This window comes from Kitasatospora sp. NPDC002965, assembly GCF_040611255.1.
In the GTDB taxonomy this organism is placed as follows: Bacteria; Actinomycetota; Actinomycetes; order Streptomycetales; family Streptomycetaceae; genus Kitasatospora.
The window spans coordinates 21,103-41,977 of record NZ_JBEXNT010000083.1 but is presented as its reverse complement, the minus strand read 5'-3'; the positions used below and the strand labels follow the sequence as shown (position 1 = coordinate 41,977).

The 20,875-nt window shown below is 73.5% G+C and carries 17 protein-coding genes; 12 read left to right on the top strand and 5 right to left on the bottom strand.

Annotated elements, in window-relative coordinates:
- The first annotated feature begins 630 nt into the window (after positions 1-630).
- From ABZY91_RS27410 to ABZY91_RS27390, 5 genes are all read left to right on the top strand, one after another.
- Positions 631-834, top strand: coding sequence for a cold-shock protein (locus tag ABZY91_RS27410; protein ID WP_030289665.1), 204 nt, complete (start codon positions 631-633; stop codon positions 832-834).
- A gap of 381 nt (positions 835-1,215) precedes the next feature.
- On the top strand, positions 1,216-2,835 hold the full coding sequence (groL, locus tag ABZY91_RS27405) for a chaperonin GroEL (protein WP_329877131.1): 1,620 nt from the start codon (positions 1,216-1,218) through the stop codon (positions 2,833-2,835).
- Between the two features lie 169 nt (positions 2,836-3,004).
- On the top strand, positions 3,005-3,364 hold the full coding sequence (locus tag ABZY91_RS27400; protein ID WP_329948975.1) for a hypothetical protein: 360 nt from the start codon (positions 3,005-3,007) through the stop codon (positions 3,362-3,364).
- Between the two features lie 335 nt (positions 3,365-3,699).
- On the top strand, positions 3,700-4,452 hold the full coding sequence (locus tag ABZY91_RS27395) for an ABC transporter ATP-binding protein (RefSeq protein ID WP_355405649.1): 753 nt from the start codon (positions 3,700-3,702) through the stop codon (positions 4,450-4,452).
- On the top strand, positions 4,449-7,190 hold the full coding sequence (locus ABZY91_RS27390; protein ID WP_355405648.1) for an ABC transporter permease: 2,742 nt from the start codon (positions 4,449-4,451) through the stop codon (positions 7,188-7,190). The genes ABZY91_RS27395 and ABZY91_RS27390 overlap by 4 nt, the downstream gene beginning before the upstream one ends.
- 165 nt (positions 7,191-7,355) lie before the next feature.
- Here the strand turns inward: ABZY91_RS27390 and ABZY91_RS27385 are convergent, their stop codons facing one another.
- The gene (locus tag ABZY91_RS27385) at positions 7,356-8,000 is read right to left on the bottom strand and encodes a hypothetical protein (protein WP_355405647.1); all 645 of its coding nucleotides are present in this window, start codon (positions 7,998-8,000) and stop codon (positions 7,356-7,358) included.
- Positions 8,001-8,083: 83 nt separating this feature from the next.
- Here ABZY91_RS27385 and ABZY91_RS27380 point away from each other — a divergent pair, with 83 nt between their 5' ends.
- The 3 genes from ABZY91_RS27380 (at position 8,084) to ABZY91_RS27370 (ending at position 10,453) form a co-directional block, all read left to right on the top strand.
- The gene (locus ABZY91_RS27380) at positions 8,084-8,473 is read left to right on the top strand and encodes a PadR family transcriptional regulator (protein ID WP_329948971.1); all 390 of its coding nucleotides are present in this window, start codon (positions 8,084-8,086) and stop codon (positions 8,471-8,473) included.
- The gene (locus tag ABZY91_RS27375; RefSeq protein ID WP_355405646.1) at positions 8,470-9,438 is read left to right on the top strand and encodes a hypothetical protein; all 969 of its coding nucleotides are present in this window, start codon (positions 8,470-8,472) and stop codon (positions 9,436-9,438) included. Before ABZY91_RS27380 ends, ABZY91_RS27375 begins: the two co-directional genes overlap by 4 nt.
- A 328-nt stretch (positions 9,439-9,766) precedes the next feature.
- Entirely contained in the window at positions 9,767-10,453 is a 687-nt protein-coding gene (locus ABZY91_RS27370; RefSeq protein ID WP_329948969.1) for a copper homeostasis protein CutC, read from the top strand.
- 130 nt (positions 10,454-10,583) lie between these two features.
- Here ABZY91_RS27370 and ABZY91_RS27365 read toward each other — a convergent pair whose 3' ends face one another.
- Entirely contained in the window at positions 10,584-12,635 is a 2,052-nt protein-coding gene (locus ABZY91_RS27365) for an AAA family ATPase (protein WP_355405645.1), read from the bottom strand.
- Positions 12,636-12,924: 289 nt separating this feature from the next.
- On the opposite strand from ABZY91_RS27365, the gene ABZY91_RS27360 reads away from it, so the two are divergent.
- The 3 genes from ABZY91_RS27360 to ABZY91_RS27350 all read left to right on the top strand — a co-directional run bounded on the left by ABZY91_RS27360 (position 12,925) and on the right by ABZY91_RS27350 (position 15,146).
- Complete coding sequence (locus ABZY91_RS27360; protein ID WP_329877113.1) at positions 12,925-13,110, top strand: hypothetical protein; 186 nt, start codon at positions 12,925-12,927, stop codon at positions 13,108-13,110.
- A 97-nt stretch (positions 13,111-13,207) separates the two neighbouring features.
- Entirely contained in the window at positions 13,208-14,572 is a 1,365-nt protein-coding gene (locus ABZY91_RS27355) for an ATP-binding protein (RefSeq protein WP_355405644.1), read from the top strand.
- Positions 14,520-15,146: an RloB family protein gene (locus tag ABZY91_RS27350; RefSeq protein ID WP_355405643.1), complete on the top strand. Its 627-nt coding sequence runs from the start codon at positions 14,520-14,522 to the stop codon at positions 15,144-15,146. The genes ABZY91_RS27355 and ABZY91_RS27350 overlap by 53 nt, the downstream gene beginning before the upstream one ends.
- A 4-nt stretch (positions 15,147-15,150) precedes the next feature.
- Here the strand turns inward: ABZY91_RS27350 and ABZY91_RS27345 are convergent, their stop codons facing one another.
- Together ABZY91_RS27345 and ABZY91_RS27340 are read right to left on the bottom strand one after the other, a co-directional pair.
- A complete protein-coding gene (locus ABZY91_RS27345; protein WP_329877109.1) occupies positions 15,151-16,788 on the bottom strand; it encodes a DNA repair helicase XPB in 1,638 nt (545 codons plus the stop codon).
- Between the two features lie 82 nt (positions 16,789-16,870).
- Positions 16,871-17,275, bottom strand: coding sequence for a hypothetical protein (locus ABZY91_RS27340; protein WP_355405642.1), 405 nt, complete (start codon positions 17,273-17,275; stop codon positions 16,871-16,873).
- Between the two features lie 136 nt (positions 17,276-17,411).
- Between ABZY91_RS27340 and ABZY91_RS27335 the strand changes: the two genes are divergently transcribed.
- Positions 17,412-17,678, top strand: a complete 267-nt coding sequence (locus tag ABZY91_RS27335) for a hypothetical protein (protein WP_329877105.1) — start codon at positions 17,412-17,414, stop codon at positions 17,676-17,678.
- A 168-nt stretch (positions 17,679-17,846) separates the two neighbouring features.
- Here ABZY91_RS27335 and ABZY91_RS27330 read toward each other — a convergent pair whose 3' ends face one another.
- Positions 17,847-20,351, bottom strand: coding sequence for a helicase C-terminal domain-containing protein (locus ABZY91_RS27330; protein ID WP_355405641.1), 2,505 nt, complete (start codon positions 20,349-20,351; stop codon positions 17,847-17,849).
- Between the last annotated feature and the right edge of the window lie 524 nt (positions 20,352-20,875).

Below are 20,875 nucleotides of genomic sequence, written 5' to 3'. Positions count from 1 at the left end.
CGCTGCGCTTTTTTTCTTGGCCGGGGCTGCTTACCCTTTCTGGGGGGGGGGGGCGGCGGCCTGGTGCCCGCTTTCCCCCGGCGCGGCCCGGCGCGCGGCGCGGAATTCCGCGCCGCGAACGGCCGGTCGTATTTTGGCGGGAATATTTTCCGTCCCGGGCGGAGTAAAGTGTCGCTGTACCGGGAACAGCGCCGCCCCTCCCCGCCCTCCCGGCGACCGCGCCCACTCGCACCCGTACCGCCGCCGACCGTCCGGCCGTTGAGACCGGCGACGGGCCCGCGGTAGGGAAACATGTCAGGCCGGTGTCAGAATTCTGGAGCGGATTTCGGGCATTCCGTCCGCTATGTCCGGGAGGAAAGGCGGCCTTCCTCCCGATTACTCCCGGGCTGTCCCTTGATCATGCCGGGGAATTCCCAACCGTTGACCCTGTTGCAGAGGGCGTCGATCCGGATACATTCAGCCGCGGTCGACGCAATCGCCCGTTCGCCGGATACCGTCCGGCGGCGTCGGGGGGATTGTGGCGTGCGCGGTTGCGCCCAGGGGGGGTTCCCCGGGCCGGCCTCCAACCAGACCCGGGCCCGCAGACCTGCGGGCACGTGAAGGGCCAGCACAGCACTAGGGGAGTTCGGAATGGCTCAGGGCACCGTCAAGTGGTTCAACGCGGAGAAGGGCTACGGCTTCATCGCGGTCGACGGTGGTGCGGACGTCTTCGTCCACTACAGCGCGATCCAGATGGACGGCTACCGCACCCTTGAGGAGGGCCAGCGGGTCGAGTTCGAGATCTCTCAGGGGCAGAAGGGCCCGCAGGCGGACATGGTCCGCGCGGCGGTCTGACCTTTCCGACACCCAGGAGTTCGGCTCGGCTCATCGGCTGGTGCGCCTCTTGCTTCCCGGCGGGCCCGTACGACACACGTCGTACGGGCCCGCCGGCCTGTCCGGGGGTGCGTCCGGAGGCGGTCGGGGACCGCCGGAGGGGCCCCGGAGGGGGGCGCGCGGAGGGCCCCGGAGGCGCTCGCGGATTGCCGATTGGGCTTGCACTCGCCCACCTAGAGTGCTAATCATTGGCGTTAGCACTCACAGCTTGAGAGTGATAAGCGGACCGGGTCGGTGAGGCCCCAGGGAGCGGTAGGGGAAGGGACCCCCGCATACCAGGGCCGTCCGTCGCGGGCACCCCTTGGTCCGAGCAGTCGACCGTGTCCCGGAGGACCACTTCAGATGGCCAAGATCATCGCCTTTGATGAGGAAGCTCGCCGCGGCCTTGAGCGTGGCATGAACCAGCTCGCCGACGCGGTGAAGGTCACGCTCGGCCCCAAGGGTCGCAACGTCGTTCTGGAGAAGAAGTGGGGCGCCCCCACGATCACCAACGACGGTGTCTCCATTGCCAAGGAGATCGAGCTCGAGGACCCGTACGAGAAGATCGGTGCGGAGCTCGTCAAGGAGGTCGCCAAGAAGACCGACGACGTCGCGGGTGACGGCACCACCACCGCCACCGTGCTGGCCCAGGCGCTCGTTCGCGAGGGTCTGCGCAACGTCGCCGCCGGCGCCAACCCGATGGCCCTGAAGCGTGGTATCGAGAAGGCCGTCATCGCCGTCTCCGACCAGCTGCTGGCCCAGGCCAAGGACGTGGAGACCAAGGAGCAGATCGCCTCCACCGCCTCCATCTCGGCCGCCGACACCCAGATCGGCGAGCTCATCGCCGAGGCCATGGACAAGGTCGGCAAGGAAGGCGTCATCACCGTCGAGGAGAGCAACACCTTCGGTCTGGAGCTTGAGCTCACCGAGGGCATGCGCTTCGACAAGGGCTACATCTCGGCCTACTTCGCCACCGACCTGGAGCGCATGGAGGCCGTCTTCGACGAGCCGTACATCCTGATCGCCAACTCCAAGATCGGCTCGGTCAAGGACCTCCTGCCGCTGCTGGAGAAGGTCATGCAGAGCGGCAAGCCGCTCGTCATCATCGCCGAGGACGTCGAGGCCGAGGCCCTGTCGACCCTGGTCGTGAACAAGATCAAGGGCACCTTCAAGTCCGTCGCCGTCAAGGCCCCGGGCTTCGGTGACCGCCGCAAGGCCATGCTCCAGGACATCGCCATCCTCACCGGCGGCACCGTGATCGCCGAGGAGGTGGGCCTGAAGCTGGAGAGCGCCGGCCTCGACCTGCTGGGCACCGCCCGCAAGGTGGTCATCACCAAGGACGAGACGACCATCGTCGACGGTGGCGGCGACGGCGAGCAGGTCGCCGGTCGCGTGAGCCAGATCCGCGTCGAGATCGAGAACAGCGACTCGGACTACGACCGCGAGAAGCTCCAGGAGCGCCTCGCCAAGCTGGCCGGCGGCGTGGCCGTCATCAAGGCCGGCGCGGCCACCGAGGTGGAGCTCAAGGAGCGCAAGCACCGCATCGAGGACGCGGTGCGCAACGCCAAGGCCGCCGTCGAGGAGGGCATCGTCGCCGGTGGTGGCGTCGCCCTGCTGCAGGCCGCCGTCGCGTTCGACAAGCTGGAGCTGGAGGGCGACGAGGCCACCGGTGCCAACATCGTCAAGATCGCGCTGGAGGCCCCGATCAAGCAGATCGCGACCAACGCCGGTCTCGAGGGTGGCGTCGTGGTGGAGAAGGTGCGCAACCTTCCCGCCGGCCACGGCCTGAACGCCGCGACCAACGAGTACGTCGACCTCATCGCCGCGGGCATCATCGACCCGGCGAAGGTCACCCGCTCCGCGCTGCAGAACGCCGCCTCCATCGCGGCGCTCTTCCTCACCACCGAGGCCGTCATCGCCGACAAGCCGGAGAAGGCTTCGGCCGCCGGCGGCGGCATGCCGGGCGGTGACATGGACTTCTGATCCTTCGGATCGGACGGTTCCTCGTCCGCACGGGCGGTCCCCTTCGGGGGGCCGCCCGTGCGGCGTTTGCGGGGGAGCGGGGGCGTCTGCGGGGCGCGGCACCGGGCGGTTCGGCGGGGTCTCGTGCGGAGGGCGTCCGGGGCGGCGGCGGGTTTGGGAGAATGGGCCGATGGCTTCCCCTGACGACATCGAGACGGCGCTGCACACCGCACGGGCGCTGATTCTGGCCGACCTCACCGCACGGGACGTGGCGGACGCCGCCGTGGTGTCGCTGGTCGAGCAGGCCGTGACGCACCGGCGCTGGTGGCTGGAGCAGTGGCCGGACGGCACCGAGTACGTGCTCGGGCTGGTCGCCCAGGACGTCCAGGACGCGCTGCTGGAGAACTACGGCCGCTGGCCGCTCTGCGCCGAGTGCGCGGCGGACGGGGACCCGCACGCGCTCGGCGTGGAGCCGGAGCTTGGCCCCGAGCCGCACTGGGTCTGCGGCAAGCAGGGAGCCGCGGTGGCGCCCGTCGGGCAGCTCGCCTGACGCTCCCGCCGTTCCGGCGCCGCCCGCTGCCCCGGTCGTCTCCGCCGCCCCCTCTGTCGCCGCGCTCCTTACCGCCCCTGCCGCTTCCCCGCCCTCCGCCTGCCGGTTCCCCCGCCCTCTCCCTGTCGGTTCCCCCGCTTCTCCTCGTCCGCCGCCGTCGTGCCTCCGGGTACGGCGGCTTTTTCCGCTGCTCCGACTCGCGTAACCTGCATATGCAGTCTACCGACTTATGTCGGGCACTTGAGTCACCCCCTCGGGTGGGGGTATACATACTCGGTATGTAGGGCGCCGCCGGCCGCGAGGCCGTCCGCCCACGCGAAACGAGGGGGAGAAGCATGTCCCAGACAGATTTGGCCCGGCCCGTCCTGCAGCTGCGGAACGTCACCCGGGTGCACGGGCACGGCCCGTCCGAGGTGCACGCGCTGCGCGGCGTCGACCTGGCCGTTCACCCCGGGGAGTTCGTCGCCGTGATGGGCCCGTCCGGCTCCGGCAAGTCCACCCTGCTGACGCTGGCCGGCGGTCTCGACCGGCCCTCCGGCGGGGAGGTGCTGGTCGAGGGCGTCGAGCTCGGCGGACTGAGCCGGACCGGGCTCGCCGCCGTCCGCCGTCGCTCGGTCGGCTACGTCTTCCAGGACTACAACCTGATTCCGGCCCTCACCGCCGCCGAGAACATCGCGCTGCCCCGGGAGCTGGACGGCACCTCCGGGCGGACCGCCCGCCGCGAGGCGCTGGCCGCACTCACCGAACTGGGCATCGCCGAGCTGGCCGACCGCTTCCCCGAGGAGATGTCCGGCGGTCAGCAGCAGCGCGTCGCCATCGCCCGCGCGCTCGTCGGCGACCGCCGCCTCGTCCTCGCCGACGAACCCACCGGCGCCCTCGACTCCGCCACCGGGGAGGCCGTGCTCGCGGTGCTGCGGGCCCGCTGCGACGCCGGCGCCGCCGCCATGATGGTCACGCACGAACCCCGGCACGCCGTCTGGGCCGACCGCGTGGTCTTCCTGCGCGACGGCCGGATCGTCGACGAGAGCATCGGCCGGGACGCCGAGACCCTGCTGCTGCTCTCCAGCCGGAACGGAGCCGGTCGATGAGGCTCTCCGCCCTGCGCGTCGCGCTGCGCATCGCCCGCCGCGACGCCCTGCGCGCCAAGGGCCGCAGCGCCCTCGTCGTCGCCATGATCGCCCTGCCCGTCCTCGGTGTCACCGGCGCCGACGTCGTCTACCGCAGCGGCCAGCTCACCCCCGGCGAGCGGGTCGAGCGGCTCATGGGCGGCACCGACGCGCTGGTCACCGCCTACCGGCCGGGCCGCGCGGTCGAACAGGCCCCGGTCGCCGAGGACGGCGTCCGGGTGCTGGTGGCCGGGGAGACGGCCACCGCCGAGCAGCAGCGCGCCGCCGCGACGGCCCCGGCCGCCCTGGTCACCGGGTTACTGCCGCCCGGGGCCGTGCTCCTGCCGGCCACCCCCGGACCCGAGGTCAGCGCCTCGACCAGGGAGGGCCTGTTCACCACCTCGACCGGTGAGGCCGACCTGACCACGAAGGACTGGTCCGGCCGTCTCGACCTGGTCGAGGGCCGGGCCCCCTCCGCGCCGCACGAGGCCGCCGTCACCCGGGCCTTCCTCGACGAGGCCGGGCTGCGGATCGGCGACGCCACCACGCTCAAGGGCCTGGCGACCCCGTTCACCCTGACCGGCGTGGTCGAGCACCCCGGGGACCTGGACAAGGTGGAGCTGGTCGGCCGCCCCGGCGAGGTGGTCGCCCCGCTCACGGCGGCGATGGCGCCGAAGACCGCCGGGATCACCGCCCCGGTCGCCGACGAGGGCGCCCCGCCGGAGCAGTGGCTGGTGCGGCTGCCCGCCGGTGGACGGCTCGACTGGGCCAAGGTCCAGGAGTTCAACAGGTACGGCTTCACCGTCACCTCCCGGGCCGTCACCCTCGACCCGCCCGCCCGGTCCGCCGTCCCCTACCAGCTGGACCGGCCGGTGGACCTCACGGCCGCCACGGACAACCGGACCGTCGTGCTCGTCACCGTCGTCGGGATGGCACTGCTGGAGGTCGCGCTGCTGGCCGGCCCCGCGTTCGCCGTGGGCGCCCGCCGCTCGCGCCGCCAGCTCGCCCTGATCGGGGCGGCCGGAGGCCACCGCGGCCACGTCCGCGCCGTGGTCCTCGGCGCCGGGCTGGTGCTCGGGCTGGCCGGTGCCGCGCTCGGTGTCGGACTCGGCACCGGACTGGTCGCCGCCGTCCGGCCCTGGGCCGAGGAGGCGGGCGGCAGCCGCTTCGGACACTTCGCGCTCGCCCCGGTCGACCTGCTGGCGATCGCCGGCGTCGGTGTCCTCACCGCACTGCTGGCCGCCGTGCTGCCCGCCGTGCAGGCAGCCCGCCGTGACGTGGTGGCCGGCCTCACCGGCCGCGACACCGTCACCGCCCCCAGCCGCTGGGCCCCGGTCGTGGGTCTGCTGCTGGTCGGCGCCGGCGCGGCCGTGGCGGTCTACGGGGTCGGCACGTACTCCAGTGCCGGCATGCCGGTGGTCGGGAGCTTCACTGCCCGGACCCTCTCGGTACTGGCCGGAGCGGCCACCGCCGAAATGGGCCTGCTGCTGTTCACCCCGATGCTGATCGCCCTGTTCGGCAGGCTGGCCCGCCGGCTCCCGCTCGGCCCCCGGCTCGCCCTGCGCGACTCGGCCCGCCACCGCGGCCGGACCGCGCCGGCCGTGGCCGCCGTGCTGGCCGCCGTCGCCGGGGCCGTCGCCGTCGGCGTCTACACCACCGGTACCGACGCGCAGGAACGCGCCGCCTACCGTCCGGAGGCCCCGCCCGGCGCCGTCGTGGTCGACGCCGCCCTCAAGCCGGACAGCCCGCAGCTGGCGCGGCTGCGCACCTCCGTCGAGCAGGACCTGCCCGGGCTCGGCACCCGCGCCGACGTCCACGAGGTCGTCTACGTGTTCTGCCCGGAGTGCTCCTCCAGCGTGCGGATCCAGGGGACGGGCCCGGTCGAACGGGGCAGGTCCGCGGTCCGGACGCTGGCCGGGGACGCGACCGTCCTGCACAACCTGTTCGGCCTGCACGACCGGACCGCCGAGGAGGCACTGGCGGCCGGCAGGACGGTCGTCTTCGACCGAGCCTTCCTGCGCGACGGCCGGGCGGTGCTGACGATGCAGGGCGGCGCCGGCGGACCGGTCCAGCCCGGCCAGGCGCCGCAGACGGAGAACCGTGAGATCGGCGTCGAGGCGGTCCTGGTGGAGAACCCGGAAGCCGCCCGGTTCGGGCCGGTCCTGATGAGCCTCGACGCGGTGCGGAAGGCCGGTCTCGAAGCCCGGCCGGCCGGGTCGGTCTGGCTGCCGGAGACGGTGCCCACCCCGAAGGAGCAGCAGCGGGCCGAGGCGACCGTGGCACGGATCGTCCCGTTCGCCCAGCTCCGGGTGGAGCGGGGATACCACCCGAAGAGCAACCTGAACACCGTGGCGCTCACCGGGTTCGCGGCCGTCGTGGTGCTGGGCGCCGCGGCCGTGGCCACCGGGCTCGCCGCCGCGGACTCGCGCAACGACCAGGCCACGCTGGCCGCGGTCGGCGCGCCGCCGCGGATCCGACGGGTGCAGGCCGGTCTGCAGTGTGCGCTGATCGCGGCGATCGGGGCGGTGCTCGGCACGATCAGCGGGTTCGTACCGGCGATGGGACTGCTCCGGGCGCACAGTGCCGGGAGCTCGGCGGCGCCGTTCGCCGCACCGTGGGGGGTGATCCTGCTGGTCACGGTGGTGCTGCCGGTGGTGGCCGGGCTGGGAGCGGCCGCGTTCACCCGAGGGGGGCTGCCGCTGGCGCGGCGGGCCGGCTGACGGGGCCGTGCCTCCCGTGCCCGCTCCGGTGGGCCGTGCTTCGACGGGCCCGGCTGCTTCGGCGGCCGGGCCCGCCCCTGTCCCGGGAGGCATCGGAACGGGGCCCGGGCGGCGGGCCCGGGTGGCCTGGGGCCCGGGTGGCGGGCCCGCCGGGCACCGGAGGGCCTACGCGCGGGTGAGTCCGGCGAGCTCGGCGGCCAGGTTGGCGCGTGCGGGGGCGTCGAACCGCTCGTGCGCGGTGGGCGTGCGGTAGAGCGCGGGGAGCGCGAGCAGCTGCCGGAGCACCGCCGCGCGCCCGGCGCGGAAGTCCGGCTCGGGGACGAAGGCGTACTCCTCCCGGACGGCTGCCGCGTACGCCGCGTAGGCGTCCGGCGGACCGCCGAGGACGGCGAGGTCGGCGTCGCAGAGCACCTCGCCGTCGCGGTCACCGGGCTCGGGGTGGTGGGTGACGGTGAGCCGGACCAGCCGGGCGACCTCGTCGACCCGTGCGGCGGAGAGCCCCGCCTCGGTGAGCGCGCGGACGGCGAGGACGGCGCTGCGCTCCTCGTTCTCCGAGCGGTCCGGGCGGTAGACGGCGTCGTGGAACCAGGCGGCCAGCCGGACGGCGTCCGGGTCGGCGGCGTGCCCGGCGAGCGCGTCGACGTGGGCCAGGACCGCACGCAGGTGCTCCGTGGTGTGGTACCGCCGCTGCGGTTCGGCCCAGCGCCGCAGCAGCTCCCGTCCGGCCGGTCCGGGGTCGGTCCCGGTGCCGCAGCGGCGGAGCAGGGCGGTCCAGGCGGCGAGGAGACCGGGGTCGGGTGCGTCGGGCATGGGGTCATTCTGTCCGGCCGTCACCCGGATCGGTGACGGATTCCGCTGGACCGGATATGTCGGTGGACGGTATATGTAGTTCCATGACAGAACGGGCCATGCAGGAGCCGACGCTGCTCCTGCTCACCGCGCTCGCCGATGCCCCCCGGCACGGCTACGCGCTCATCCAGGAAGTCGCCGCGATTTCCGGCGGCCGGGTCACGATGCGCACCGGCACGCTGTACGGCGCGCTCGACCGGCTGCTCCAGCAGGGCCTGATCGAGGTCGCTGCCGAGGAGGTCGTCGACGGCAGGGCCCGCCGCACCTACGCGCTCACCGAGGGCGGACGGGGCGCGCTGGGCACCGAGGCCGAACGGCTGGCCGCCGTCGCCGAGGAGGCGCGGCGCAGGCTGGCGGCCGTCCGGCCCGCCGCCGTCCGTCCGACCGGAACGGCGCGGCCCGCGTTCCTGAGGGTCAGGGGGGCCTTCGCATGACTCATCAGACCTTTCCGGGATTCCTGGCGGAGCCGGTGGCGTTCCGCGCCGCGCTCCGGCTCTACCCGGCCCGCTACCGCCGGGAGCGCGGGGACGAGCTGTCCGCCGTCTTCGCCGACAGCACGGCCGAGGCCGGCAAGCTGGCGACCGCCCGGGAGGCGGTCGACCTCGGGGCCTACGGCCTGCGCATGCGCGCCGGGCTGACCGCCTCGTCCCGCCTGGGGCAGCTGCTCGCGGCCGCCGCGCCGCTGATCGCCGGGGCGATCGCGGGGCTGGGGGTGGCGCAGGCGCTGGGGAGCGCGGTCGGCTCGTACCGGCCCAGGCTGCTGATGACGCCGGACCACATCACGCACGTGCCCGGGTTCATCGCCTCCGTCGGGGAGATGTTCGTCCCGCTGCTGCTCGTCGCCTTCGTGCTGGCGGGCCGCCGGCAGGCCGCCCGGGTGACGGCGCTGGTCGTGGTCCTCGCCGGGGTGTTCCGGATGGTCGAGGTGATCGGGGTCTCGCACGACGGGTGGCAGTTCTTCCTGGGGAGCTGCGAGGCGACACCGCAGCTGGTGTCCGGCCTGCTCTTCGCGCTCGCGCCGCAGGAACTGCTGGAACGTCCGACCTGGCGGAGCCGTGTCGTGGTGGTGGCCTCGATGGTCGGGGGCGGGCTGGTCCTGCTGGCCGAGGAGTTCTACAGCTCCTTCGTGCTGATGGACGGGCGGACGGCGGCGCTGCTGCTGATCGTCCCGCTGGTGTCGCTGCTCGGGGTGGCCCGGGGCCGGCTGGCGCCGGCGGCGATGGGGCTGACGGTGCTCGCGCTGAGCGCGGGGTTCAGTCTCTTCCGGGCCTGGCAGGTGGTCGGCGGGGCGTGGCGGCTGCTGCCGCTGATGGGCGTCGCGCTGGTGGTGCTGCTGGCCCTCGGCCGGATCCTCGGCCGGAGTGGAGCCGGGGCGGGAGGTGGCCGGAGCCTCGCCTGAGTGCACGCGGATCCGTCGGGGATCCGCGGGCCCGGCGGGTTCGCGTGAACCCCGTCGGAGCGGGGACGGCCGGGGCTTCGCCGCCCCTGAACGGCCGGACGACCGGATGTGGGACCGGTCGTCCGGCCGTTCGGTCTGTCCGGGGTCGCGGTCGGGGCCGTCCGGTCGGTCCGGGGCCGGGTCCGGGTCCGGGGTCGGGGGCGGGCCGGTCGCGCCGTCGCCGGGCGGGTGCGGTCGACGCGGTTGCCGGAAGGGGCGGGTGGATTCGGTGCTCCGGGTGGCTGCACGGGGCTCGCCGGGCGCTGCCCGATGTGGCAGGCTGTCTGATATGTCTAGACCAATTTTCGAAGTCATCGCGCTGACGCCCCAGGACGCCCAGGCCGCCGAGTCGGGCGGCGCCGACCGGCTCGAACTGGTCACGGACATGGCCGCCGACGGGCTGACCCCCTCGGTCGAGGACTTCGCCAAGATCCGCGACGCCGTGGAGCTGCCGCTGCGCGTCATGCTGCGCCTGCGCGACGGCTTCGCGCCCGGAGACCTGGACGAGCTGCGCGCCCGCGCCGCCGCCCTCCGGGCCGAGGGTGCCGACGAGTTCGTCTTCGGCTTCCTCGACGCCGACGGCGGCGTGGACCTCGCCGCCACCGAGGCCGTCGCCGACGCGGTGGCCGGCTGCCGGTGGACCTTCCACCGGGCGGTCGACCACAGCGCCGACCGGGCCGCCGTGCGCGCGGCCGTCGGCGCGCTGCCCGGCCTCGACACCTTCCTCACCTCCGGCGCGGCCGGCGGCGTGGACGCGGGCCGGGACGTCCTGCTGGCCGAGCTGGCCCGCGCCGGCGAGCCCGGCTACACCCAGCGGATCCTGATCGGCGGCGGCCTGCGTGCCGAGCACCTGGCCGGGCTGCTGGCGGCCGGCTTCGACGCCTTCCACGTCGGCGGCGCGGTGCGGGTCGACGGGTGGCAGTCGCCGGTGGACGCCGCCAAGGTGGCCGAGTGGCGGGCGCTGATCGGCGGCTGAACCACGTCGGAGCCCGGGGCCGGCCCTCCACGGGCCGGCCCCTCCGTCGTGGCGCCACCGTCCGTCGTGGCGCGGTCCATCAGTGCCCGGTACCCGGCGCCCCGCGCCCCGTCCTCCGGCGTCGCGTCCGTCAGCGCAGCTGCTCGGGCAGCGGCTCCGAGTACAGGACCTCCAGGCCGGAGACTGCACGGGTCAGCGACACGTACAGCCGCCGCAGGCCCGTCCGCTCGTCCGGCTCGCCGGCGATCACCGCGGCCGGCTCGTCGAGCACCACGTAGTCGTACTCCAGACCCTTGGCCAGCGAGGCCGGGACGAGCGTCAGCCGGGCCTCCGCGCTGGTCTCGGTGCCCGGGGCGAGGTGCGGCAGGCCGGCCGTCGCCAGGGCCTGCGCGAGCAGCGGGACGTGCGCGTCCGCCGCGATCAGGCCGGTCGACCCCTCGTTGAGCAGCGCCCGGCGGCAGGCCTCGACCACCGCCTCGACCCGCTCCGCGCCGTCGACGTGACGGACGATCAGCGACCCCGGGGCGTCGCGGACCGAGCCGGCCGGGGCCAGTCCGGGCGCGATCGCCGGCAGCAGCCGGGACGCGTAGGAGATGACCTCCTCCGGCACCCGGAAGCCCTTGGTCAGCTCCTCGATGTGGGCGCCCGGCTTGCCGAGGTGGTGCAGGGCCTCCGGCCAGCTCGCCGTCGCCCAGGGGGTGGTGCCCTGGGCGAGGTCGCCGAGCACGGTCGCCGAGCCGGTGGAGCAGCGGCGGCCGACCGCGCGGTACTGCATCGGCGAGAGGTCCTGCGCCTCGTCGAGGACCACGTGGCCGAGCGAGGGCGTGCGCTGCACCAGGTCGGTCGCCTCGTCGACGAGGACGGCGTCGGCGGCCGTCCAGCGGGCGGTCCTCACCGAGCGGCCCGGCTTCGGCCACAGCACGGCCGCCTGCTCCTCGGCGGTCAGCAGGCCGTCCGCGCACGCGGCGAGGAACTCCGGCTCGGAGAGCAGGCGCAGCACCAGCTTGGCCGGCTCCACCAGTGGCCAGCACTCCTTGACCACCGCCTTCACCGCCGCGTTGCGGGCCACCGCGTCCTGCACCCGGTCGTCCGGGGCCTCGCCGCCCTGCTCCATCTTCAGCAGCACGGCGTGCGAGATCCGCTGCGGCAGGGCATCCCGGGCGGCGCCGTACCGGATGTCGCGGCTCTTCAACTCCTCGATGATCTCGATCAGTTCGTACGCCGGGACGCGCCAGCGGCGGGATCCGCGGACCACCACGCAGGGCTCGGTGGGCAGGGTGATGCCGGCCCGGACCGCCCGGCGCAGCACCTCGGCCATCCGGGCGTCGCCCTTCAGCCGGGCCGCCTCGGCGGAGTCCTCGCCCCGTACCTCGACGTGTCCGACCAGCTGCTGCACGGTCGCCTGGGCGACGTCCACCTCGCCGAGCGCGGGCAGCACCTGCTCGATGTAGGAGAGGAAGGCGTTGTTCGGACCGATCACCAGCGTGCCGGTCCGCGCGAGCCGCTCGCGGTGCGCGTACAGCAGGTACGCCACCCGGTGCAGGCCGACGGCGGTCTTCCCGGTGCCGGGCGCGCCCTGGACGCAGAGGGTGCCGGAGACGTCGGCGCGGACGATCTCGTCCTGCTCCGGCTGGATGGTGGCCACGATGTCGCGCATCGGGCCGACGCGGGGCTTCTCGATCTCGGCGGCCAGCAGCGCGGAGGAGGTGTCGTGCTCCGCCGGGTCGGTGAGGTGCTCGTCCTCGTACGCGGTCAGTTCGCCGCCGGTGTAGCCGAACCGGCGGCGCCGCTCGACGTCCAGCGGGTCGGTCCGGCTGGCCCGGTAGAACGGCTGGGAGACCGGCGCGCGCCAGTCGATCACCATGGGGTCGCCGCCGGCGTCGTGCACGTGCCGGCGGCCGATGTAGAAGCTCTCGCCGCCGGAGCCCTCGGACAGCTCCTCGCTGATCGCGTGGAGGTAGTCGAGGCGGCCGAAGAAGAGCGGGGTGTGCGAGAGGTCGGCCAGGGAGGCGATCCGGGCCTCGATCTGGTTCCGGAGCACGACGGCGGTGACCCAGGTGCCGGTCACGTCGCTGATGTCCAGCGACTCGACGTCCTCGCGCATCGCGCGCAGCGCGGCGCGGGAGGACGCCAGGTGGTCGCGTTCGCGCTGCAGGGGATCGGTGGTGGGGGTGGCGGGCACAGCGAACCTTTCCGGCTGCCCCGCGGGCGGGCGCAGCGGATCGTAGGAGCTCACGGTGAGTACGGCCGACCGGTTGCCGAACGGACGGCGCCTCCCCCGGCTGCCTGCGCGACTACAGCAGGTACCACGGTTCGGGAGGGGGCAGACGGACGATCCTAGTCCGGTCCGCCTCCGGGTTCCAGCTCCTGGATCCCTCGGGGCCTCCGTACTCCCGGAGGACGACCTCCGTCCTGCCGGATACGGCCTTTGGGGTGATGTGCCCGGCGTGTCCGGAACCTACCGTTGAACCATGAGCACCGTACACATCACGGCGCCCCGAGTGCCGTCCCAGCAGTCCGCCCCCGCCGGCGCCACCGCGACCGGCACCCCCGGCCGCCGCCGCAGCCCCCTGACCACCGCCGTCCGCAACGTCGGCATCGCCCTCGACACCGCCGCGCGCGTGGTCCTCCTCGGGCGCGACGGCGTCAAGTACTGAGCAGAGTGCAATCAGAAGCCTGAATTCGCGGAACTTTGCAGATTTCGGCAGTTTGATTTGGGTAGTCTCCCCATCGAATGGATGAGGAGGGCCAACGATGCTGATGCGGTTCCGGGTGGCCAACCACGCGTCGCTCCTGGAGGAGCAGGAGCTGAGCCTGGTCGCCACCGACGAGCATGACGACATCGCGGTGACCGAGGCGTCTGCGGCGGGTGTCCGCGTGCTCCCGGCGCTCGCCATTCTCGGGGCCAACGCGTCAGGCAAGTCCAACGCGCTGCGGGCGCTCGTCTACATGCGTCGTGCGGTCCTCGAATCGCACGCCCGGTGGCTGCCGGACGGTGGCACGTCGCGTGTCCCGTTCCTGCTCACCGCAGGGGGCCGGGCGGCGCCGTCCGCGTTCGCCGTGGACATCGTGCTCGACGGCGTCCACTTCGAGTACGGCTTCGAGCTGGACGACCGGCAGGTGCGCGAGGAGTGGCTCAGGAGCTTTCCGGAGGGGCGACCACGCCGTCTCTTCGAGCGTTCGGTGGCCGACGACGGGACGTCGAGCTACGCGTACGGGCCGAGCTTCCGGGGGCGCAGGCGGCTGATCGAGGACGTCGTGCGGCCGAACAGCCTCTACCTGTCGGCGGGGGCGGGAAACAACCATGACATTCTGCGGCGAATCCACCGATGGTTTCACCGCGGGCTCAAGGTTGCACTCGACGCGAACTTCGGCGCGAGGATCCAGGAGACGCGCAGGTTGTGGGACAAATCGGAGGAATATCGCGACAGGCTCAGGGGCCTGCTCCAGTTCGCGGACCTTGGTATCACCGATCTTTCGATCACCGAGGAGGAGTGGGACGACGAACGTGTGCGTCAGGTGAGGTCGGCCATGCGGGTCCTGGTTCCCGAGATTCCGGAGGACGAGGCGTTCGACGTGAAGCCGGCTCCCCAGATCGGCTTCGTCCACGCGGCGGAGGGCGGGCCCGTGACTCTCGATCTCCACGACGAGTCGAACGGCACGCGTACCTGGGCCGGACTGCTCGGACCGGTGGTCGGCGCGCTGCAGGACGGATCACTCCTCGTCGTCGACGAGTTGGACGCACGGCTGCATCCGCATCTCGCTGCCCGCCTGGTGGCGCTCTTCCAGAACCGGGAGTGGAACACAGGCGGTGCCCAACTCCTCTTCAACACGCATGACGCGACACTGCTCGCCCCGCACAGCGAGGCGAATCTGCACCGGGACCAGGTCTATCTGGCGACCAAGGACGCCCGTACGGGGGCCACGGAGCTGACCGCACTGGTCGACTTCAGGGTCAGGGACGGTGTCGAGAATCTTGAGAAGCGCTACCTCGCAGGCCGTTACGGTGCGCTACCTTTCTTCGACGAAGAGCTTCTGGTGGGGATCGGGGCGAAGCGTGGGGTCGATGAGGCGGGGCAAGCCGCTCGGGACGAAGAAGCAGAACGCGAACACGCGTGAGCAGGAGCGCCGTTTCCTGGTCTACTGCGAGGGTGAGGTCACGGAGAAGATCTACCTCCGCGGCCTCGTCAAGGACCTTCGGAGCAAGCCGGTCTCGTTGAAGATCGGCAACACGCACGGTGAGCCGTGGTCGCTCGTCAACTCCGCGATAGCCCACGCTGCCCGTGCGGACGAGCCGTTCGACGAGGTGTGGTGCGTGCTGGACGTCGAAGCCCCGCAGCAGGCACCGTCCCTCGACCGGGCCCTGAGACTCGCCCGCGAGAAGGGTGTGAAGTGCGCGCTCTCCTCGCCGTGTTTCGAGCTCTGGCTCCTGCTCCACTTCGACCGGGGCCGGGCGTACCTGCAGAGCCAGCAGGCAGCCAGGGAACTGGCGAAGGTCCTCAAGGGGTACGACCCCAAGAGGAAGGAGTTCGCCTTCGACGACGTCAGGGGCCTGACCGTCAAGGCCCGCGCCGCGGCACTCGATCTGCACGCCCGGCACGAGCAGCCGGACGGGCAGATCGAGTGCTGGTGCGTCAGCAATCCGTGCACCTCGGTGGGTGGTCTGCTGGACGCCCTGGACTACCGGCCATGACCGGTTACAGCACGTCGTCCGCGTCGATGATGCGGTAGGCGTAGCCCTGCTCGGCCAGGAACCGCTGGCGGTGGGCCGCGAAGTCCTGGTCGACGGTGTCGCGGGCGACCACGGAGTAGAAGTGGGCCGAGTGGCCGTCGGCCTTCGGTCGCAGGACGCGGCCGAGGCGCTGGGCCTCCTCCTGGCGGGAGCCGAACGTGCCGGACACCTGGATGGCGACGGTCGCCTCGGGCAGGTCGATGGAGAAGTTGGCGACCTTGGAGACGACCAGGACGCTGATCTCCTTGTTGCGGAACGCGTCGAACAGCTTCTCGCGCTGGGCGTTGCTGGTCTCGCCCTTGATCACGGGGGCGTCCAGGGTCTCGCCGAGCTCGTCGAGCTGGTCGATGTACTGCCCGATGATCAGCGTCTGGTCCTTCTCGTGCTTCTTGACCAGCGCCTCCACCACGCGGCGCTTGGTCGCGGTGGTCGCGCAGAAGCGGTAGCGCTCCTCGGGTTCGGCGGTGGCGTAGGCGAGCCGCTCGGAGTCGGTCAGGGTGACCCGGACCTCGCAGCAGTCGGCCGGCGCGATGTAGCCCTGCGCCTCGATCTCCTTCCACGGTGCGTCGAAGCGCTTGGGCCCGATGAGCGAGAAGACGTCGCCCTCGCGGCCGTCCTCGCGGACCAGGGTGGCGGTCAGGCCGAGCCTGCGGCGGGCCTGGAGGTCGGCGGTGAACTTGAAGACCGGCGCCGGCAGCAGGTGGACCTCGTCGTAGACGACCAGGCCCCAGTTGCGGGCGTCGAAGAGTTCGAGGTGGGCGTAGACGCCCTTCCGCTTGGTGGTCATCACCTGGTAGGTGGCGATGGTGACCGGGCGGATCTCCTTCCTGGTGCCGCTGTACTCGCCGATCTCGTCCTCGGTGAGCGAGGTCCGCTTGACCAGTTCGTGCTTCCACTGGCGGGCCGAGACGGTGTTGGTGACCAGGATCAGCGTGGTCGACTTGGCGTACGCCATCGCCGCGGCGCCGACCAGGGTCTTCCCGGCGCCGCAGGGCAGCACGACGACGCCCGATCCGCCGTGCCAGAAGCCCTCGACGGCCTGGGCCTGGTAGGGGCGCAGCTGCCAGCCGTTCTCGTCCAGCTCGATGGGGTGGGCCTCCCCGTCGACGTAGCCGGCGTGGTCCTCGGCGGGCCAGCCGAGCTTGAGCAGCATCTGCTTGATCTGGCCGCGCTCGGAGGGGTGGACGACGACGGTGTCGGGGTCGACCCGGGCACCGACCAGCGGGGCGATCTTCTTGGAACGCAGCACCTCCTCCAGCACCGGGCGGTCGGTGCTGGTGAGCACCAGGCCGTGGGTGGGGTGCTTGCTGAGCCGGAGCCGCCCGTACCGGGCCATGGTGTCGGCCACGTCGACCAGCAGCGCGTGCGGCACCGGGTAGCGGGAGTACTTGACCAGGGCGTCGACCACCTGTTCGGCGTCGTGGCCGGCGGCGCGCGCGTTCCACAGCCCGAGCGGGGTGATGCGGTAGGTGTGCACGTGCTCGGGCGCACGCTCCAGCTCGGCGAACGGCGCGACGGCGCGCCGGCAGTCGGCGGCCTTCGGGTGGTCGATCTCCAGGAGAAGAGTTTTGTCGCTCTGGACGATGAGTGGTCCGTCGTTCACGCGGGGAAGCCCTCCACTGGCTGACAGGTCTGCAGGGACGCAGACCCTCCAGTGTCGCTCATCCGGCCGCGTGGTCGGGAGGCTACTTCCATTCGTGGTACTTGCCGGTGGACTTCCCGTCCGGGGCGACCTCGTACTCGAAGAGCCCCACGATGCCGTTGAGGCGCTCGAACTGCGGTGACGCGGTGGAGAAGAAGAGCGATCCGCGCCAGCTGGTGCCGCCGTCCTCGGTGAAGTGGCCGATGCCGATGCCGTGCCAGCTGATCGTCTGGCCGTCGGAGGTCATGTCGACCCCCTGGCCCTCGCCGCGGAGCGTGCCGTCGGCGCGCAGCTCGGACTCGTAGGTGCCGAACCCCTTGACCGGAGTGCCGTAGTAGTCGCCGCTGCCCTCGAACGAGACCTCGACGACGACGTGTCCCTCCTCGGCGGCGAGGACGCGTCGACCGATGTCCTGGCCCTTCGTTTCGCCGATCGGATCGCCGAGCATGATGGCTCCTTCCGTCGTCCCCCTCCTCCGGACTACGCCGCCGGACGGTGCGCGTCAAATGCGGCGCAGCGGGGCGGGGGAGGAGCGGGAGCGGGGCCGGGGGTGACCCGGGCCGGGGCGGCTCGTTGATTCGGGTATGAACACGTCGAAGCGCGTCCTCACCGCTCTCGCCCTGGCCGGTACGGCCTTCGCCGCCACCGCCTCCTCGGCCACCTCCGCGCACGCCCTGGCGGGCATCGGCGAGGGGCCCGGCGGTCCGCTCGCGGCGCCCGCGTTCCTGCTCGCGGACCTGGCCGGTGCCAACTCCGTGATGCCGATCGGGCAGGGTGACCTCGCCGCCATGGCGGACAAGGCGATGAAGGAGAAGCAGGGAGAGCAGGCGGCGCAGCAGCAGGCGCACTGACCGCGCACCGTCCTTCCGCCGGCCGTTCCTCGGCCGGCCGTCCTTCCTCCGGCCGTTCCTCGGCCGGCCGTCCTTCCTCCGGCCGTCCTTCCGCCGGTCCGAGCCGGGTGCAGCCGGTCCGAGCCGGGTGCGGTCCGGACCGGCACCGGCTCGCCTCCGGGCCGGTGGCTACTCGTCGAGTTCGGCCACGCCGGTGATCCGGTGCAGCGCGAAGGTGCGCAGCTCGCCGTCGTGGTGGTCGAAGGCGGTGACGAAGCCGCCTTCGACCTTGACCGGGTCGATGATCCGCTGGCTGGCGAGGCCCTCGGCGTTGAGGTAGCCGATCCACATCCGTTCGCCGAGCAGGACCGCCGTCTGGAGCGAGGCGAGCGTCTCGGCCGCGGCCGTGCGCGGGAGTTGGCGGCCGTCGGTGGCGGCCGGTTCGCGGCGGGCGGCGGTCGCGGCGCGGTCGCCGGCCCGGATCGCCTTGATCGCGGCGGCGAGCAGCGTGTCGTCCGGTGTGGGCGGGCCGTCCGGGACGGGCACGGGAGCCGTCCGGGGCGGGGTGCGGTGGCTGTCGGGGCGGGTGATCAGCACGTCGCCCTCGGCGGACTCGGCGGCCGGCGCGTAGCCCATGGTGCGCAGCGCGGCGAGGAGGGCGTCGGGCGGCGCCTGCGAGGCCAGCACGGTGGGGGCGAGCAGCCGCAGGCGCAGGTCGACGGAGCGGCGGTCGGCGAGCACCTCGTTGAGCAGCGCGGGGTCGTCGCAGCGCAGGTACGAGGAGGCGGCGCCGACCCGCAGGATGCCGTGCCGGCGGGCGACGTCGTCGATCAGGTAGCCGAGCGGCTGCGGGACGGGTGTCCGGGAGTGCTGCTCCAGGAAGGCCCGCAGGTCGGCGGCGCTGCGACCGGCGTCGAGCGCGCGGCGGACCGACGTGGGGGTGAAGCGGTAGACGGTGGCGCCGCCCTTGGACTCGATGTCGGCGCAGAGCGCGAGCGCGTGGGCGAGCGGGGTGAGCAGCGGCCCGGGGGCGACCGCGGTGAGGTCGGGCTGGAGGATGACGTGGTCCAGCGGCCGGGGCAGCAGCGGGGCCAGCACCCCGGCGGGGTCGGCCTCGGCGGTGAGCAGCGCACGGGCGGGGGCGGCGAGGGCGCCACGGCCGGTGATGCCGAGGAGTTCGGCCTCGGCGAGGGTCCAGGTGGCGAGGTCGTCGCGCAGGTCGCGGCCGTCGGGGGCGGTCGGTCCGCCGCGCAGCGGGCGCTGCCACCGCAGGGTGGGCAGCAGCTCGTCGGCGGTGGCCGGGGTGCCGGGCGGCAGTTCGGCGAGCAGGGCGAGGGCGGCGCGGCGTACGGACGGGGCGAGGGTGCGGTCCAGCTCCGGTCCGAGGGCGGCGCGCGGCTTGCCCTTGCTGTCGGTGGTGCCGGCGAGGGCGGGGACGCGGGTGGCGGTGAGCCAGGCCCGGGCGAGGACGGTCCAGCGTGCGGCGGTGCCGAGGTGGAGCCAGTCGTCGTAGGCGGGGGTGGGTGCCCAGCGCTCGTCGGCCTCGCCGTCCGGGGCCAGCAGCCCGGCGGTGTGGGCGAGTTCGATCCAGAAGGAGGCGAGCTGCTCGGTGGTCTCCAGGGTCTGCGCGGTGCGCTTGAGGTCGCGGACGCCGAGGCCGCCGGCCCGCAGGGTCGGCGGCGGGGTGAGGCCCCAGTGGTCGAGCAGTTCCTCGACGGTCCGGACGGCGGTGTGGGCCTGTCCGGCGGCGGCGTTGTCCACAGCCTGTGGATCGCGCGGTGGAGCGGCGGGTGACGGTTCGGGCTGGAGCGGTTCGACGGTGCGGTGCGAGCGGCCGCCGCGCAGGTGGAGGGCGAGTTCGCGGGGCAGGACGACGCTGCCCGGGCTGGTGGGCAGCAGCAGGCCGCGGGCGAGCAGCCACTCCACCGGGCTCTGCGCGTCCGCGGCGGTGACCGGGCGGGTGGCGTCCGGGACGGTGCCGGTGGGCGGGCCCCAGACCAGTCGTTCCAGCAGCCGCAGCGCCGGTTCGGGGGCGGTGGCGAGCAGGTCGTCGCAGCGGGTGCGGTCGGTGAGCAGCGCGGTGAACCCGGCGACGGCGGAGACCGGGTCGGCCGTCGCGGGCTGTCCGGCGGAGGCGAGCAACTGCTGGAGCCGGGCCGGGGACATGCCGGTGCTCGCCTCGGCGAAGGTCGGACCGAGGCCGGTGCGCCCCGGGTTGGCGGCGGTCGGCGCGAGCGCCTCACGGGCGGCGATGACCAGGCGCAGGCCGTTGTCAGGGCCCCAGAGCAGGGCGCGGTCGCGCAGGGTGGCGAGCGCGCGGGGCAGCTCGGCGGCGACGGCCGAGCGGTCGCCGGCGGTCAGCGGGGTGGCGCCGGGGTGCGGCTTCACCTTCGCCGGTCCGGCGAGCAGGGTGCGGACGGCGGTCGGGGTGGCGCCGTCCGGGAGGGCGGCGAGGGCCTCGGCGACTTGCAGGGTGAACCGGTCCAGCCGCTCCAGGGCGCGCAGGGCGGAGGCGCGGGAGGAGAGCCGGGCGGCGAGCTGGGTGAGGTCGCCGGGCACGGGGTTGAGCAGGTCGGGGCGGGACCGGAGCAGGGTGGCGAGGTCGTCGTCGGGCCGGGTACGGAGTTCCTCCGCGAGGGTGCGGGGGCCGGCGGCGGACTTGGCCTGGCGTTGGGAGCCCTGCTGTGTGGTCATTCGACCTAGGTTAGTCGCGCCGGGGCGGGGTGGGGGATGGGCGGAGAGCGGGTGGTGGGGGCCGGTCCCGGTGCCGTTCGGGTGCGGACGCGGGTGGTTCGGTGTCGTGCCGCGCGGTCCGGCGCGGTCCGGCGCGGGAGGACGTGCGGTCCGGCTCGCGTGGTGGGACGGCGGGTGGGTACCGTCACGGGCAACGGGGACGGGGACGGGTTCCGGTACGGGTTCGGGCAAGGCGGGGTGTGGTGGGGATGTCGGACGGCGAGTGGTGGCGCAAGCAGGGGCCCTGGAGCGAGCCGCCGGGCTCGGGGGGTACGGCGGGCCCGGCCGGAGGTGGGGACGGCGACAGCGTGTACGCCCAGGAGGCGGTGCCCGACGCGCCTCCGCGCCCCTCGACGCCGCCGCGCCCCGCCGCCCCGCCGTCCGCGCCTCCGTCCGCGCCGTCCGCGGCTTCCGGTCCGCCCACCCCGTCCGCCCCGTCCGCCGCACGGCCGTCGGTTCCGGCCCCGTCCCCGTCCTCCTTCGGT

Coding starts and splice junctions, on each gene's coding strand:
- ABZY91_RS27410 (WP_030289665.1), top strand. CDS start 631: ATGGCTCAGGGCACCGTCAAGTGGTTCAACGCGGAGAAGGGCTACGGC.
- groL (WP_329877131.1), top strand. CDS start 1,216: ATGGCCAAGATCATCGCCTTTGATGAGGAAGCTCGCCGCGGCCTTGAG.
- ABZY91_RS27400 (WP_329948975.1), top strand. CDS start 3,005: ATGGCTTCCCCTGACGACATCGAGACGGCGCTGCACACCGCACGGGCG.
- ABZY91_RS27395 (WP_355405649.1), top strand. CDS start 3,700: ATGTCCCAGACAGATTTGGCCCGGCCCGTCCTGCAGCTGCGGAACGTC.
- ABZY91_RS27390 (WP_355405648.1), top strand. CDS start 4,449: ATGAGGCTCTCCGCCCTGCGCGTCGCGCTGCGCATCGCCCGCCGCGAC.
- ABZY91_RS27385 (WP_355405647.1), bottom strand. CDS start 8,000: ATGCCCGACGCACCCGACCCCGGTCTCCTCGCCGCCTGGACCGCCCTG.
- ABZY91_RS27380 (WP_329948971.1), top strand. CDS start 8,084: ATGACAGAACGGGCCATGCAGGAGCCGACGCTGCTCCTGCTCACCGCG.
- ABZY91_RS27375 (WP_355405646.1), top strand. CDS start 8,470: ATGACTCATCAGACCTTTCCGGGATTCCTGGCGGAGCCGGTGGCGTTC.
- ABZY91_RS27370 (WP_329948969.1), top strand. CDS start 9,767: ATGTCTAGACCAATTTTCGAAGTCATCGCGCTGACGCCCCAGGACGCC.
- ABZY91_RS27360 (WP_329877113.1), top strand. CDS start 12,925: ATGAGCACCGTACACATCACGGCGCCCCGAGTGCCGTCCCAGCAGTCC.
- ABZY91_RS27355 (WP_355405644.1), top strand. CDS start 13,208: ATGCTGATGCGGTTCCGGGTGGCCAACCACGCGTCGCTCCTGGAGGAG.
- ABZY91_RS27350 (WP_355405643.1), top strand. CDS start 14,520: ATGAGGCGGGGCAAGCCGCTCGGGACGAAGAAGCAGAACGCGAACACG.
- ABZY91_RS27340 (WP_355405642.1), bottom strand. CDS start 17,275: ATGCTCGGCGATCCGATCGGCGAAACGAAGGGCCAGGACATCGGTCGA.
- ABZY91_RS27335 (WP_329877105.1), top strand. CDS start 17,412: ATGAACACGTCGAAGCGCGTCCTCACCGCTCTCGCCCTGGCCGGTACG.
- ABZY91_RS27330 (WP_355405641.1), bottom strand. CDS start 20,351: ATGACCACACAGCAGGGCTCCCAACGCCAGGCCAAGTCCGCCGCCGGC.